Below are 16,014 nucleotides of genomic sequence, written 5' to 3' on the forward strand. Positions count from 1 at the left end.
ATTTAAACAGAACGATTCTAACCGGCAGACAGGCCGAACGGCCGGAATCAGGAACTCAGTGATTGAATGTTGACTTGCCACGGAGTAGATGATGATAGTGCTGAGCAAATCGGTGAGATTCGTCCCGGACATACTGCAGTAAACGCAGAGCATACGAGTGTCGACTTAATCGATGCGGTTCACTTTGGCCGGGTACGTAGATCTCTTCTTCTCGCTTGGCCAGTGAAATCGTCAGAGGCGGAGTGATTCCCAGCTGCTGCATTGCGCCCGTCACAGCGTTGAGTTGTCCTTTACCGCCGTCGACAAGTAACAGGTCAGGAAAAGATTCTCCTTCCTGGTCTAGCCGACGAAATCGTCGCGTGATGACTTCACGCATTGATGCAAAGTCATCGACGCCGTCTACTGTTCGGATTTTGTACCTCTTGTAACCATGCTTAAACGGCAGCCCATCGATAAACTGAACCACGCCGGCAACAGTTTCACCTCCCTGAAGGTGGGCGATGTCCACTCCCTCGATCCGCCGCGGAAGTTCGGGCAGCTGCAGTACTTTTTTCAGACCAGCCAGGCCTTTTTGGGGATCCTGATAGAACACCTCAGGCTGGGCATGTTCTTCGAGGTCCCCTTTAAGGTTGAGCCCTTTGAGAGCTTCGATGTCGTCACGAATCCGGGCTGCTTTTTCGTAGTTCCGATCTACTGACGCTTCAAGCATCTCTTTATTCATCTGCTTCAGCAGACGATCCCGACCGCCATCGAGGAACAGGCGCAGACGTCGGATGTCATCCCGATAATCGGCTTTACTGATCCGTTGGTTGCACGGTGCTGTACACTGGTTGATACTGGCCAGCAGGCAGGGCCGAAACCATCGCCAGCGTTCATCTGACTCTTCAATGTCCAGCGTGCACGTTCGGAATCGAAAAATTTTTTGCAGGACGGCAATCATTCCGCGAAGTTTGCCGGCACTCGTGAACGGACCGTAGAGCTTCACGTTTTTTGCGGCTGGTGTTCGAGTGAACTCGATCCGGGGAAAATCTTCACGGGTGGAGATTTGCAGGTAAGGAAACGTTTTGTCGTCCTTAAGCTGCGAATTGAATCGCGGGCGAATGTCTTTGATCAGCCGCGCTTCCATAAGTAATGCATCGACTTCGCTGTCTGTTTCGACACAGTCGATGTCATGGATCTCCTGAACAAGCTCTGCGGTTCGCCGTTCGACCTGTGCTGCTCTGGTAAAGTAACTGCCGGCACGACTGCGGAGATTGACCGCCTTGCCTACATAAATCACACGGTCCAGTCGATCCTTCATCAGGTAGACGCCTGGTGTTGTGGGAAAACTGCGCACACGTTCAGCAGCCGGAGATCCCGAAGAATCACCCGGTTCCGGCAGAGGTGTATCGGTCGTTGACTCCATAACAAACTTCAGTGTGAATCATGAAATGAGAACAGTGACATCATAGAACGCGCAAACGTGTGCTGACAATTCCCGATTGAGGGACCGCAGTGCGGAGAATCAGTCCGACTTCAGGGGAATCCTGCTTGAATTCTGTGACAGATATGCAAAATGCTCCCAAAACAGTGTACGGCGAGTCCACATAGCTTCGCCGCAGGAAATCCTCATTCGGTCGGACAGGATTCCGACTTAAACTTTCCAAAGAGAAAAAAATCATGTCACGATTGATCAGCATGTTGTGTCTGTGTGCCGGAATCCTGCTTTGCGCGGGCTGCGAGCCGGCGACGATGGAGTCAGGTTCCGGAACAGGGGGAGGAAATGACGCTGCAGCTCCGGACGATTCTAATTAGATCTGTTTCCGCGGACGGCTAATCGAACTCACATACGTGCTGTGATCACGGCGATATTTTCGCACGGTTGCCGTCGGAGTCCGGTGTGCGGTCATAAATTCTCACCGGTCTGTTGCGGTACAAAACCGTCATCAGACCGGCTGAGTTGAATTGTCCGTCTGTCTATGTAATTCCGAAACGGCGCACCTGCCGTCGCGGGCGATCCTGTGGACGGAACGACTGGAAGTTTGGCACCGTGTACTGCGGGAGAACGGTGTTGATCCGCATTTCGATATTCGTCAGTTCGTTACCCTGAGCGAGTGTGACAAAGGTGATTGCCCGCCCGTTTGCCGAGGACGATAATCGACCGGTGCGTCCCACGCGGTGAATATAATCATCACAGTACTCAGGAATGTCGTAGTTGATGATGTGTGAAACTCCGCTGATGTCGATCCCGCGGCCAACCACGTCTGTGGCGATCAGCAGTCGCAGTTTTCCGGCTCTCAGATCCCGAATCACACGGTCACGCCTGCGCTGTGGCATGTCTCCGTGAATGGCTGCAATTCGGTTTGATTTCAAACGCCTGGAAAATCTTTCGAAAAGGCGGTCAGCACCGCGTTTGGTTCGAGTGAACACAATAGCCTGTGCAGGTTTTTCTTTGGCCAGCACACGCAAAAGCAGAGAAGCTTTGCGGTCCTCGTCCACGGTGACATAGAACTGTTCAATCGTGTCAACCACCACGTGGTCTTCTGACAAGTCCACCATTTTCGGTCTGGACATGAAGCGGCGTGCCAGTCGTTCAACAGATTCCGGCATCGTGGCGGACAGCAGTAACGTTTGTCGCTCTTTTGGACAACTGCCAAGGATACGTTCGATATCCGGCCGGAAGCCAATATCCAGCATGCGATCCGCTTCGTCGAGAACGACAATCCGCAGATTGCGCAGGTCGAGTGCTTTGCGTCGCAACAGATCAATCACGCGACCCGGTGTTCCGATGACTACCTGAGCACCGCCTTCCAGTGATTTGATCTGGCTGTGGATTGGACGTCCACCAACTGCGATTGCGATCTTGATTCTGCCACCGCACAATTTCCTGGATTCAATCATGACCTGCTCGCTGAGTTCACGAGTCGGCGCCATAACGAGCAACTGGACTCCGGGACGGCGATGATCGATTCGCTCCATTGACGGCAGCATAAATGCTGCCGTTTTTCCGGTCCCGGTGCGAGCCTGACCCATACAGTCGTTTCCCGACAGTGCGACCGGGATGAATTCTGCCTGAACAGGGCTTGGAGTTTCGTAACCGGCTCTGCTGACGGCTTTCAGGGTTTCTGCTTTCAAACCCAGTTCTTCAAACGTTGATTCTGAAATTACCTGCAAGTCAATCGTTTCAATAAATCTGATAAAAGGAATTTTGTTTGTCGCGAACGACCCGGCGACAAACCGGAGGAGAAATCGCACCAGACACTCGACCCAACAATAACGGTCGTCGACCCAGTCTCATGCAGTAGGTCACCGCAACGACGATGATCGGGCTTGAACGAACCAGAGAGACAGAGGTCTGCTGCAAGGGGCCCGAACGGTTGCCGCATCAAAAAAGGTGCAACCGGTGGAATCCAGCTTTGCTGACGCTTTCAACAGTCGCCTGTTGAAAAACAGCTTCTTTTTCAAGGAAAGAGGAAGTCTAGAACGTTTTACCATTCCCGTCAATTTTTTCCTCTGCTCCGGCCATGAAACGTCCGGTATTGGCTCCGAATGTCGTAAATTCGGGCTGAATTTCCTGCTTTTCAACACATTGAACCGGTCAGTGGGCCCGAAAGGCTTCGAAACCGGTGACAATTGACACCGATGTCGAATTCCTCCACAGGAAGTGATACGAACACTGGTCCGGTCTGCTTTGCGGGATACGGCTTGCCGTTCACTGCTGCCTTTTTGAGGTCTCGCAGTGGGAATCAGCCTCGTCTGCCGAGATAATCCGGACTGTTCTGCGGCAATGTTAGTCTGTCCGACCGGCCGCCGACAAAAAGATAATCCGGAGTCAATATCCAAATCGCCCTCAGCAACTGTTGAACCTGTCCGGAGCCAGATCTGATGTACACGCTGCAAATGGCAAAACGCGTTCTGTTTGAAACCAATAAACGACTGCTCTGGAAACTGTGCTGGAATCTTGGGATCAAAGGAGCCCGTTCTGTCCTGCTTCACAAACGTCGGATGCGCCGAGGACAGTTCTTTCCACCGTTCCTGTATGTTTCCATCATCAATAGCTGCAATCTGCGATGCCAGGGGTGCTGGGTGGACATTGGTCACAAACAGGAAATCATTGACCTGCAGGCGATGAATCGATTGATCAGTGAAGCGAAGGAGGCCGGAAACAGCTTTTTTGGAATTGTCGGCGGTGAACCTTTCATGCATCCTGAATTGTTCGACATCCTGGCCGCACATCCGGATTGTTATTTTCAGATATTTACCAATGGCCAGTTCATTACAGAGGACAAAGCCAGACAGCTGTTCGACCTGGGAAATGTGACTCCGCTGATCAGCGTTGAGGGCAATGAATTCATCAGTGACGAACGCCGCGGTCGTTCAGGTGTTTACAGCAAAACACTGGCCGGAGTAGAAAATTGTCTCAGTCACAACGTGATGACAGGCGTTTGCACGAGTCTTTGTCGGACTAACATAGACGACCTGCTGACAGAAGCCTGGGTTGATCGACTGATTGACATGGGGGTGCTGTATACCTGGTTTCATGTCTATCGTCCGATGGGTCCGGACGCGACTCCTGATCTGTGTCTGACACCCGAACAGCAGCGACGGGCGCGCGAGTTTGTGGTCGAAATGAGAGCTCGCAAGCCCATTATTATTATTGATGCATATTACGACGGTGAAGGACAGGCTCTTTGTCCGGCAGCCAACGGCATCAGCCACCACATCAATCCCTGGGGCGATATTGAACCCTGCCCGATTGTACAGTTTTCGCGGGAATCTATTCATTCTGATGAGGATGACCGCTCACTGTTTGACAAGTTCACTCAGTCCCGGTTTCTTTCGGATTTTCGACAGCTGTCCAGCGAAACCACCCGCGGCTGCATCGTGCTTGAACGACCCGATTTGCTGAATCAACTGGTTACCAAACACGGAGCCAAAGATTCCACGGCGCGCCAGACGGCTCATCAGGAACTTGAGGCGATGATTTCGCGTACATCCCAGTATCATCCAGGAAACGAAATTGCGGAGCGAAACTGGTATTACCGGGTTGCAAAGAAGCTTCTCTTTAATGACTTCGGGGTCTATTCCGGGCATGACCACACGAATTCTGCGGCACCCTATCTGATTCCCTCATCAGCCGATGGCTCGCCGGACGGCATCACAGACACATCCGAAAGCCGTTGTTGCTCGGCTGACACAGAGGTTGCTCTGGGTATACCGGATTCACCGCCTGCACTGTAACCTGTTGTGCGCTGTGATCGGTGTCCGCCATTTCTTTTCACCTCGACACCTGATTTTCAGGGTGCGGCTGGCTGGTTGCCCGACGGCTCATCCTGGGCGGCTGTCTCAGGTGTCTCCGTGTTGTCCGATGAAGTGGCACCGGCATCAACGTCATCCGAACTCGGCTCCTCTGTATCGGAATCTTCTGTGGTTTCCGACGACGATTCGGATTTGACGCTCGTTGTTTTTCTGAAAGCCGCATCAATAGGTACCAGCAGCTGATTGGTAAGCTTGAGGTCTTGTTTTCGCCTTGCCAATGCGACCTGAAGTCCCTGACTCTGAGCGACATTGGCTGCGCGATCAATCCAGAAACCGGCTTCTTCTAAACGGCCAAGGGCCACGGCCGCGTCAGCAACACTCAAACGCAGTTCCGGATCCTTCATGTCATCTCCGATGGCAAGGATCTTTTCCTGCAACTGATTTTCAAGTTCGTGAATAGCTTCCAGATTATCGATACAGGCCTGTGACAGATCAGTCTGATTGTTCTTGTCTGCAGCCTCTTTCAGCTGTTCAAAGACCTGAGAGGATCGGGGCATCCCGATTACAGCCTGGGCCAGCATTGCAACGGCTTTGTCCCAGCTGCCCGCGTCGAGCGCACGAATACCTTCCAGTTGTGCGAACAACGGATTGTGCGGATGAGCTTCCATTTTCTGGAGCAGATTAGCAGCTTCAGTCAGCATCTTGTTTCCCATCAACAATTCAAGCTGGGTCCCTTCATCACTCAGCAGCTGATAATTTTCCTCAGCGAAATTGAAAGCGACTTCAGCCCCGTTCGTTTTCAGCAACAAATGGACGTAGTTCTTAATCATATCGGGACTGGCGGTCAGTCGGTCCTGTTCCGTTTCCAGTAAAGTGTTGTACAGATCTTTTGCAGCCTCGAAGTCCCCTGTGGACATTTTGATTTCCGCAATCATTTGCATGGCCTTGCGGTTATCCGGATCCAGTTCAAGCACAGATTCTGCTGTTTTTAAGGCAGACTGGAGTGCGCCCACCGAGTTGTACAAATTCATCAGGAACAGGCGAGGATTGACGTTTGTTGGATCAATCGATTGATACTGTTCATAAAGTTGTCGTGCCCGATCGGAGTTGCCTAATGTTTGATGTGCAATCGCAGAATATCTCAGAGCCACTTTCTGATACCTGAGATTGGGATCATTCAGAAAGGGTTCCATTATCTTTACAGACCGCGGGAACCGGTTTGTGGCACAGGCTTCAATTCCTTTAAGAAGAGTGATCTGTCCTTCATCGGCACCTTTTGTGCGCTGAATAGCAACAACGCACTCCTTGATAGCATCCCCATCCCTGTCGTCGGCTGCCATCAGGCCGCGAGAAAAGACCTGCTCAGCGGACTCTTTATCTTGGCCGGAAAAAATGACAAAAATGACGAGTAACGTGGAAAACCCCACAAACAGCCACAACCACCATGGCACACCAACAGATACCCGCGGAACTGAATTGCCCTGACTCATGACTCTGCAATACCTCAACTGAATTTAGGAAACCGATTCTGCCGACCGCCCGTAAACTCTTTATAAAGAATAAGTTGTGACAGGTGTGTCGGTCGATCGAGACCGCAGACCCGTTCCTACGCTGACAGGTTTTCGAACATTGGAGAATCTCGCAATTCGGGCAGGCCTCTTTGTTAGTTCACGTTTATTCCATCAACGGTGCCGTGCAACGTGGCGACTACCGGAATCTGACCTGTTAGGTGAAAGTTGGCACAATTCAGCAGCCGTGATCACAGACTGGATCATACCAGCCGGGTCGGCCGGTGTTTCCGGATTCCATGCCCGATCGAACGCCGTTCCGTGGGTCGGACTTGTTCGTATGATTGGTAGCCCAAGCGTTATATTGACGGCCGCGTCGAAACCAATCAGCTTGATGGGGATATGGCCCTGGTCATGATACATTGCGATGACAGCGTCGAATTCACCACAAATGGCACGTCGGATCAGGGTATCTGCCGGCAGGGGGCCGCAGACGCGGCTGCCCCGGGATTTGGCTGCATTCACGGCGGGTGCAATCAGTCCTGCTTCTTCATCGCCAAACAGGCCGTTTTCACCTGCGTGAGGGTTCAGGGCTGCAACACCGATTGACTGTCGGTCACAGCCGATATCTTTCAGAAAATTGCTCATTAAGAGTATCGTTGCTGCAATGGAATCTCTGGTCAGCAGACTGGGTACGCTGGCGATGGAAGTGTGGAGCGTAACGTGAGCGATACTGAGTCCGTGTCCTTTGGTCCGGAGGGCATCTGCATCCCTGGAACCGACGTTTTCCCTCAGGGGTTTTAATTGGGATTCCGGAAGATACAGTGTCATGGCAAATTCATCGACGCCACACTGTTCGGCGAGGATTTCTGTATGGCCTGGGTAGTGGTATCCGGCGGCATGCAGCGACATCTTGTTGAGTGGCGCCGTTGCAATACCGTCAACGGATCCTTCGAGTGCCATTCGGCCGGCAGTCGTCAGACATCGATACGCGACATCTCCGGCGACTGCTGAAACCTCATTTGGCCGGACCTCGAGGGCTTTGTCGCTGCAGGGATTGATCACCGCCACGCAGTCCGATGCCGACTGTGTGACAGCGGACCGGATTTCGTCTCTTTCGGTCAAACTGTCAGGCAGAGCAAAAAACTTTAGTTCTCCGGCAGCAGTCCTGCTTTTTTCTACCCGACTCAGTATCCTGGGATCTCCGATGATCAGAGGGTGGCAGGCCGCACGCACCGTAGAGTTCCGAATTGCGTGGAACACGACTTCCGGGCCGATTCCGGCAACGTCTCCTGGCGTGATTGCTATGATGGGGAGGTGGGTCATCGTCTTATGGCCGGGTTCATCAGGATGCAGCCGGTTGTCTGTTTTCGAAATGCCTGTCCGGTAAACTATAGCGTCTAAGATCGGGCTGACGATCGCACAGACATCGACGACTGAGTTCCGTTCCCGGGTCAGCCGGGCTGCGAATGTTGTTCCTGCTCTGCCGACGACAGACCGGGTTTGTGCCGTATGCCTGTCTGGATTTTCTTGACCTCAGCCGTCAGCCGGATAGAATTGTTCGGCACCAGACCAGGGCTTAACGTCCACTCCATCTAGTGTCTGTACTCTCGGTTGAGACACCCCGGTTCCTGATGAAGAAGTCTCCTGAGTTCACTATACCCATAATCGGGCCAGTTCCCCGCGCCGGAGTTCATTTGTGTCCACAGGTTTCGGGGAGGACTTTAAAGAGCAGGTTCGGGCCAGTACCAATCTGGTCGAACTGATTTCTTCAACGGTGGCTCTGATTCCCAATGGACGTGATTATAAGGGGTTGTGTCCATTTCACGATGATCGTAACCCATCGTTCAACGTATACCCTGATCGACAGACTTATCGCTGCTGGGTCTGTGATATGGGTGGAGACTGCTTTACCTGGATTCAGGAAATTGAAAAGGTCAGTTTTCCCGAGGCCGTGAGGATTCTTGCTGAACGGGCTCGAATGGATCTTCCGGCAGCCTGGAGTAACAAAGGAAAACGTGGACCTTCGAACAGTCAGAAATCGGATTTGATAGCCGTCGTCGAATGGGCTGCCAATCTGATGGAGCAGTCTCTGTGGACCGGAACCCAGGGTCAATCGGCACGACGCTATCTGCTGGAACGTAACATTAACGAGGAAACAATCCGGAAGTTTCGTCTGGGATATCATCCGGAAGACTGGAACTGGCTGCTGAACACATCACAGGGGCGCTTTACAGGAAAACAGCTGGTCGACGTGAGTCTGGCCGGAGAACGGGAGGACGGCACTCGATATGACAATCTTGTTGGTCGTTTGATCTTTCCGATTCTTGACGAACAGGGAAGAGCCGTTTCGTTTGGTGGACGTTTGTTGCCAGGAAGCAACATTACCAGCGACGCCAAATACTGGAACGGAACCGAAACCAGCATTTTTCACAAACGCAGAGTTTTGTACGCCTTCGATAAGGCCCGGGAGTCGATTCGTAGGCGGAAACAGGCGATTGTGGTTGAGGGATATATGGACTGCATTGCCTGTCATCAGGCAGGAATCACCAATACTGTGGCCACGCTCGGCACAGCAATGACTGACGATCATGTGCGTTTTCTCAGCCGATTCGCCGAGACAATTGTACTCAACTATGATGGAGACCAGCCAGGACGAAATGCGGCCGAACGATCTGTGGCGCGATTTATAGCTCAGGATGTGGATCTGCGAGTACTCATTCTGGCCGACGAACAGGACCCGGCAGACTATCTGGAACGAAATTCGCCTGACGAGTTTCAGGCTCTGATTGATTCAGCACCTGAAGCATGGGAATACAAGTTGCAGACAGTGTTGTCACGATATGGAACAACATCGGTTCATGGTAAGCAGCAGGTACTCAATGAAATGCTGGAATTTCTTGCTGTGGGCCCAGGACTGCAGGGAACGGTTCGTGAAGACTTGATCCTGCGTCGAGTTTGCGGACTCATTCGGACAGATGAACTCAGAGCCCGGCAGCAATTAAAGGACCTGCGTCGGCATCAGTCAACACGTCGAACTTTTCGCAAGGATGAAGAACATTCCGCACCTTCTGTTCCGGTCGCCAAGACGGGGTTGGAGCGGGCGGAGCGGGAATTGCTGGAGATTATTGTCAGCTGCCCGCAACACACTACATACATCCGTCATCACATTGGACCTGATGATTTTGAACAACCACAGCACCGGCGGCTGCTGGAACTGTGTTTTGATTTGGAGGAAGCCGGAGAACTTCCTGAAATTCAGCGAATTGTAACGGCCGCGAATTCCAGTGCAGAGATTCTCTCACTGGCAAACTCGGTCGCCGATTCTGCTCAGGAGAAAGGAATGTCCGAACTCATGGCTGAGCAGTCAGTTGATGAGAATGGCAGCGGCACTTCCGTGCCGCTGCATCTGGAACGGGTTCTTCACCCGCTTCTGGAACGGCGCGCTAGGTACCACACTTTGCAGTCGACGCACAAAATGACTCAGACGGAAACGTCATTGAGTTCACTCAACAGCGACGCAAAAGAAGCACTCCGCCGAATATACAATTTTCGACAGGGTCAGATGGGGAACGAACCCCCTTCTTTTAAGTAATCGTTGAGGAGCACTGTCTCATGCACCGCCTAGATGAAACACTGAGTCAATTGATCTCCACCGGACTCAGGCAGGGGCATTTGTATTTTTCACAGGTTCACCAGTATCTGCCGGACGAAGCGGAAACTCCGGAGAAGCTGGATCACCTGCTGATGTCGCTCGAAGAACTTGGGTTGCAGATTGCCACGGACCCTGTTTCCGAGGAACCGCTCGGCGCAAACAGTCGTCGTCGTCGTCCGGAAATCCGTCTTGAGGAAGATTCGCGGGGGACGGAAGATCCGATCCGTATGTATCTGACTCAAATGGGAGAGATTCCGCTGCTGACCCGAGAAGAGGAAATCTTTCTCGCCAAGCAGATTGAAGTCACAAGACGTCGATTTCGTCGTGCTCTGCTGTGCTGTGATTTTGCGATGAATTTTGCGTTCGGAACCCTCTCGCAGGTCCATCGCGGTGAGCTGCCGTTCGACCGCACGATCAAAGTTTCCATGACGGAGAGCCTGGAAAAGGAACAGATCCAGGGCCGTCTGCCCCACAATCTGGCCACGGTGGCTTCCATACGCGAACGAGATCTCACTGATTTTGCTGCGGCGCAGTCAGTTGGCCTGGACAGTGAAACAGGCCAGGCCGTTTTGGGAAAAATTGCTCGACGTCGTCGTCGCAGCGTAACATTGCTGGAAGAACTCAGCCTGCGTACGCAGCGCCTGCTGCCCTGTATGAAACGTCTGCTGCAGATTTCCGCGCGGATGGTCGATTTGCAGGATCAAATCTGCAATCTTCAGGACCTGGCTTCTGCCCGGGATGAATGCGCAGCCATGCAGAAGGAGCTTGATGACCTCATCTGTCTGACGATGGAGTCTCCAAACTCGCTTGCTGAGAAGATGCGGTTTCTGGAACAGCGGTACCAGGAATACGAAAAGGCAATGCGAGACCTGTCCGGCGGTAATCTCAGGCTGGTTGTGTCGATTGCAAAAAAATACCGAAACCGTGGCCTGACGTTCCTCGATCTGATCCAGGAGGGCAACACGGGTCTGATGCGCGCGGTTGACAAGTACGAATATCGGCGAGGCTACAAGTTTTCGACCTATGCAACCTGGTGGATCCGGCAGGCGATCACACGGGCGATTGCAGATCAGGCGCGCACCATTCGTATCCCTGTCCATATGATTGAAACCATGTCACGACTTCGGGCAGCCGGTCGAGATCTTCTGCAGGAAATGGGTCGGGAGCCGACTGTCGAAGAAATGGCTGAAGTCGCAGATGTTCCAATCGATGAAGCTCGCCGAGTGTTGCGAATTTCCCGTCAGCCGATCAGTCTGGATAAACCAATTGGAGAAAGTGAAGACAACAGCTTCGGCGAATTTGTGGAAGACAAGAATAATGACAGTCCGGTCAGCAACGCGGCTTCGGAAATGCTGAAGGACAAAATTGACTCGGTTCTCAAGACGCTGACCTATCGCGAGCGTGAAATTATCAAGCTTCGATACGGATTGGGTGACGGGTACACCTATACGCTTGAAGAGGTGGGAAGGATCTTCAAAGTCACACGAGAGCGTGTTCGGCAGATCGAAGCGAAGGCTGTACGCAAGCTGCAACACCCGGTTCGCAGCCGTCAGCTTCAGGGTTTTCTTGAAGGGATCACTGCGATTGCCGGCCACTAGGCGGTTGAGTCGAGTGATGTCAGTGGAGTTCGGAACCCCGACTGGTAACAGTCGGGGTTTTTTGTGATGCAGCGACCGCCCGGTCGTCAACGCGGCTGGCAGACCTGAGTCTGCCAGGTGACCCATTTGCCCCGATCCGGTTAATCGAGGCTGATCCCCCTACCCTATGTAGAGAAACTCCTTACCGCTGGCTAGAATCGCAGTGCAGCTGGACACATCACGCTTTTTATGGAATTTTTACATGGCTGTTGATACCTCTCAGGCCCTGCATCACCTGCATTATCTGCTTCAGCAGCTGGAAGAAGCAGAAACGATGCTCGTCCACGGCCCACGGAGGATTGCCGCAGCAAAGAACAAGATTGCTGCTGCCGAGTTGGTTTGTGAAGAACACAAGAACCAAATCCAAACGCTTCGTAAGACGTCAGACCAGAAGTCTATGAATCTGAAGTCGAATGAAGACAGGATTCTGAAGCTGAACGGGCGTCTGAATGAAGCCAGTTCCAATAGAGAATTTGATATTATTCAGGGTGAGTTGGAATCAGAACGGTCGGTCGGTAACAGCCTCGAAGATGAAGTGCTCAGCCTGTTGTCGGAGGTTGACGACGCCGGGGTTACGTTGGAGGCCGCTGAGCAGGATGTCGGGCAGCTCGTTGAACGCTGTCAGGAAATCGAAGCTGATGTCCTCGCAAAAGAACCTGGGATCCGTGAGGAAATAGAACGTCTCAATGGTGAGGTCACAGAAGCAGAGTCAGCGATTCCCACAGGAGAATCTCGCGGAAACTATGAACGTTTGCGGGCGTCGATGAAGTCCGGGGCATTGTCCGAATTACGAAATGCGTTTTGTGTGGCATGCAATACCAAGGTGATTGCTCAGGACTGCGTGCGGGTCAAAATCGGCGAGTTTGTCACCTGTCGTGAGTGTGGCCGGATCCTCTATTCTGCTGAGTAGCACACATCACTTTAGTGCCTTCCCTGACGGCAGGTACCACATTAAGCGCTTTGTTGGCGTTCACAGAATCCCAACCGGATGCAGCCGGTTTTTTGCAGATTCTGTTGTGTTCTGTCTGCAGTTGCAGTTTCTCTCTGGTCCGATTGAAACAGAGAGATCAATTCCGGTAGTAATCGATGAATGCCCCGGGACATCAGATTGATTCGTCATGAACGTAGGTAGCCATATCGGGACAGGTGCACACAAGATTCCGGTCTCCAAATGCCTGATCCAGTCGCCCGACAGGTGGCCAGTATTTGAAGTCCTTTAGCCAGGGGGCGGGATAGGCTGCCTGTGACCTCGCATAACTCCGGTTCCAGTCGTCTGTAGTGACGCATTCCGCCGTGTGGGGCGCATGCCGCAGAACGCTGTTTTCGGCATCAATTTTTCCGGATTCCACCTCTTTCATCTCAGCGTGAATCGCAATCAATGCATCACAGAATCGATCCAGTTCGGTCTGTGATTCACTCTCTGTGGGTTCAATCATAAGCGTTCCCACCACCGGCCAGGACATTGTTGGAGCATGAAATCCGAAGTCCATCAGCCGCTTGGCGACGTCATCGATCAGCAATCCGGTTGCTTCGCACAATGGTCGCAGATCAAGAATACACTCGTGAGCAACGAGCCCGTTGGCACCTCGGTAGAGCACAGGAAAATATGGCTCGAGCCGCTGAGCAACATAGTTGGCATTCAAAATCGCCATCCGCGTTGCCTGCGTCAGACCGTCAGCCCCCATCATGGCGATGTACATCCATGAGATTGTTAAGATACTGGCGCTGCCGTATGGAGCTCCTGCAATGGCACCTTCGCAACGTTCCAGATGCCAGGGATGTCCTGGCAAAAACTCTGCCAGATGTTCCGCAACACCGATTGGTCCAACGCCGGGCCCCCCGCCTCCGTGGGGAATGCAAAATGTCTTGTGGAGGTTGAGATGGCAGACATCTGCTCCCAGTTCGGCCGGGGAACAGAGACCCAGCTGCGCATTGAGATTGGCGCCATCCATGTAAACCTGTCCACCGTGTTCGTGAACGATATTGCACATATCGCGAATGCCGGTTTCAAAGACGCCGTGTGTCGATGGGTAGGTAATCATTAACGCAGCAAGCCGGCCAGCATGTTTTTCAGCCTGAAGCTGCAGATCACCCAGGTCGATATTACCTTCGTCATCACAGTTGACTGAAACAACTTTCATTCCCGCCATGACAGCGCTGGCCGGATTTGTTCCGTGAGCTGAAATCGGAATAAGACAGACGTCTCGCTGCTGATCCTGTGATCGATGGAACTCGCGGATCGCGAGCAATCCGGCAAGTTCTCCCTGAGAACCCGCATTGGGCTGGACACTGACCGCGTCAAACCCGGTGCACGCAGCCAGCCAGTTTTCCAGTCGGGAAATCATCGATTGATATCCCCGCGACTGTTCGGCAGGAACGAACGGGTGCAACTGACTGACCGCAGGCCAGCTCAGCGGTATCATTTCAGCGGCAGCATTCAGCTTCATGGTGCAGGATCCCAGAGGAATCATGCTGGTGTTGAGTGCAAGGTCACGGGATTCCAGCTGATGCAAATATCGCATCATTTCAGTTTCAGTGTGATAGCACTGGAAAACCGGCTGGTTCAACACACTTCCCTGCCGTCGGGCTGATACGGGAATTTGCTGTTGGCTCGATTCAGCTGCGACAGGGTCTGTCCCGGTCAGGGCTTTCAGCAATGAACAGATCTCTTCTGCTGAGCTTTGTTCGTCCAGAGAAATTCCCAGATCGCCGTTGTCAAACCGACGCAGGTTGAAGCCGGCGGCCAGGGCTCTGTCAAATGACTGCTGTTTCGATACCACGCGCAGGGTGTCGAAAAACGACGAATGTCTTAGTTCAAAACCAGCTGAAATTAGGCCGACTGCCAGCTGGCAGGTTAAGTCGTGGATTCGTTGAGCGATCGCTTTCAGGCCATCCGGACCGTGCCATGCCGCATACATTCCGGCAACCACAGCAAGTAGTACCTGGGCAGTACAAATATTGCTCGTGGCTTTTTCACGGCGAATATGCTGTTCACGTGTTTGTAGCGACAGTCGAAAAGCCGGCTTGCCGGACGCGTCCCGGGACACTCCCACGATTCGCCCAGGTAACTTACGTTTGAGACGGTCTGTACAGGCAATCCAGCCGGCATGCGGTCCTCCAAATCCCATTGGAACACCGAAACGCTGTGCACTGCCCACCGCAATATCGGCCCCAATCGTTCCTGGTGATTCCAGCAGCATCAGTGACAGTAAATCACAGGCCATAACTGTCATAACGCCGGCATTCTGTGCCTCCGCAACAATTTTTTCCGGGCTGCCGATCCCGCCGCTGGTTCCTGGATACTGAAGAAGAATTCCGCCCACTGTCCTGTCGAAACTCCAGTCATGTTCCTCGCCAACTTCAATCTGTATACCGAGCGGTTCTGCTCGCGTTCGCAGAACTGCGATCGTTTGAGGATGACATTCTGCCGATACGAGAAACCGTGACGCGTCCCGACGCGACGCCAGACACATTGCCATTGCTTCTGCCGCGGCGGTGGACTCATCGAGTAGCGAAGCGTTGGAGACCGGAAGCCCGCTGAGTTCTGTAATCAGTGTCTGAAAAACCAGGCAGGCTTCCAGCCGGCCCTGAGAGATTTCCGGCTGGTAAGGTGTGTAGGCCGTATACCAACCCGGGTTTTCCAGTATGTTGCGAAGAAGGACGGGAGGAGTGATGCATGCATAGTATCCCGTCCCGATGAGTGATCGAATCAGCTGATTCTGATTCATCAAATCGGCCAGTTCATCCAGCGCCTGTTGCTCTGATTTCGCTTTCGGCAGTCCGGAGAACTTTTCCTGCCGCCGAATTTCCGCGGGAACCGCAGAATCGATCAGATCATCTACGCTTAGATATCCAATTTGCCGGGCCATCATCTCAGCATCGGCACCCGACGTCCCAAGATGTCGGCGATCGAACTGAGAATTGATCTGTGATGCTTTTGCGATGACATCCGTCATCATCGATAGACTCCCGAAAA

Annotated in this window: 9 protein-coding genes and 2 pseudogenes; 6 read left to right on the forward strand and 5 right to left on the reverse strand. The window is 52.8% G+C overall.

Translation table 11 applies throughout. The features are described 5' to 3' along the window. Positions 1–55: 55 nt before the first annotated feature. Positions 56–1,405, reverse strand: coding sequence for an excinuclease ABC subunit UvrC (locus MK110_00785; GenBank protein ID MCH2209809.1), 1,350 nt, complete (start codon positions 1,403–1,405; stop codon positions 56–58). Positions 1,406–1,956: 551 nt separating this feature from the next. Beyond that, positions 1,957–3,153, reverse strand: a complete 1,197-nt coding sequence (locus tag MK110_00790) for a DEAD/DEAH box helicase (GenBank protein ID MCH2209810.1) — start codon at positions 3,151–3,153, stop codon at positions 1,957–1,959. A 229-nt stretch (positions 3,154–3,382) separates the two neighbouring features. On the opposite strand from MK110_00790, the gene MK110_00795 reads away from it, so the two are divergent. Further along, positions 3,383–3,616, forward strand: coding sequence for a hypothetical protein (locus MK110_00795; protein ID MCH2209811.1), 234 nt, complete (start codon positions 3,383–3,385; stop codon positions 3,614–3,616). A gap of 248 nt (positions 3,617–3,864) precedes the next feature. Then, positions 3,865–5,220 carry a radical SAM protein gene (locus MK110_00800; GenBank protein MCH2209812.1) on the forward strand — a complete coding sequence of 452 codons (1,356 nt, stop codon included), beginning with the start codon at positions 3,865–3,867 and terminating at the stop codon, positions 5,218–5,220. 56 nt (positions 5,221–5,276) lie between these two features. Here MK110_00800 and MK110_00805 read toward each other — a convergent pair whose 3' ends face one another. Beyond that, a complete protein-coding gene (locus MK110_00805) occupies positions 5,277–6,728 on the reverse strand; it encodes a tetratricopeptide repeat protein (protein ID MCH2209813.1) in 1,452 nt (483 codons plus the stop codon). Positions 6,729–6,920: 192 nt separating this feature from the next. Continuing rightward, the gene (pdxA, locus tag MK110_00810) at positions 6,921–8,072 is read right to left on the reverse strand and encodes a 4-hydroxythreonine-4-phosphate dehydrogenase PdxA (GenBank protein ID MCH2209814.1); all 1,152 of its coding nucleotides are present in this window, start codon (positions 8,070–8,072) and stop codon (positions 6,921–6,923) included. 373 nt (positions 8,073–8,445) lie between these two features. On the opposite strand from pdxA, the gene dnaG reads away from it, so the two are divergent. The 4 genes and pseudogenes from dnaG to MK110_00830 all read left to right on the forward strand — a co-directional run bounded on the left by dnaG (position 8,446) and on the right by MK110_00830 (position 12,948). Further along, positions 8,446–10,341: a DNA primase gene (dnaG, locus tag MK110_00815; protein MCH2209815.1), complete on the forward strand. Its 1,896-nt coding sequence runs from the start codon at positions 8,446–8,448 to the stop codon at positions 10,339–10,341. A 20-nt stretch (positions 10,342–10,361) separates the two neighbouring features. Further along, a pseudogene (locus MK110_00820) lies at positions 10,362–10,663 on the forward strand (RNA polymerase subunit sigma-70). A gap of 541 nt (positions 10,664–11,204) precedes the next feature. Next, positions 11,205–11,999 (forward strand): annotated as a pseudogene (gene rpoD / locus MK110_00825) (RNA polymerase sigma factor RpoD). 241 nt (positions 12,000–12,240) lie between these two features. After that, positions 12,241–12,948, forward strand: coding sequence for a hypothetical protein (locus MK110_00830; GenBank protein MCH2209816.1), 708 nt, complete (start codon positions 12,241–12,243; stop codon positions 12,946–12,948). Positions 12,949–13,141: 193 nt separating this feature from the next. On the opposite strand, the gene gcvP is transcribed toward MK110_00830, so the two are convergent. Beyond that, positions 13,142–15,997, reverse strand: coding sequence for an aminomethyl-transferring glycine dehydrogenase (gene gcvP / locus MK110_00835; protein ID MCH2209817.1), 2,856 nt, complete (start codon positions 15,995–15,997; stop codon positions 13,142–13,144). Positions 15,998–16,014: the final 17 nt, after the last annotated feature.

Source organism: Fuerstiella sp. (assembly GCA_022447225.1).
Taxonomy (GTDB): Bacteria; Planctomycetota; Planctomycetia; order Planctomycetales; family Planctomycetaceae; genus S139-18.

Bases quoted from the DNA above. Each gene is read 5' to 3' on its own strand.
- MK110_00785 (MCH2209809.1), bottom strand. From the start codon at position 1,405: ATGGAGTCAACGACCGATACACCTCTGCCGGAACCGGGTGATTCTTCG.
- MK110_00800 (MCH2209812.1), top strand. From the start codon at position 3,865: ATGTACACGCTGCAAATGGCAAAACGCGTTCTGTTTGAAACCAATAAA.
- MK110_00805 (MCH2209813.1), bottom strand. From the start codon at position 6,728: ATGAGTCAGGGCAATTCAGTTCCGCGGGTATCTGTTGGTGTGCCATGG.
- pdxA (MCH2209814.1), bottom strand. From the start codon at position 8,072: ATGACCCACCTCCCCATCATAGCAATCACGCCAGGAGACGTTGCCGGA.
- MK110_00830 (MCH2209816.1), top strand. From the start codon at position 12,241: ATGGCTGTTGATACCTCTCAGGCCCTGCATCACCTGCATTATCTGCTT.
- gcvP (MCH2209817.1), bottom strand. From the start codon at position 15,997: ATGATGACGGATGTCATCGCAAAAGCATCACAGATCAATTCTCAGTTC.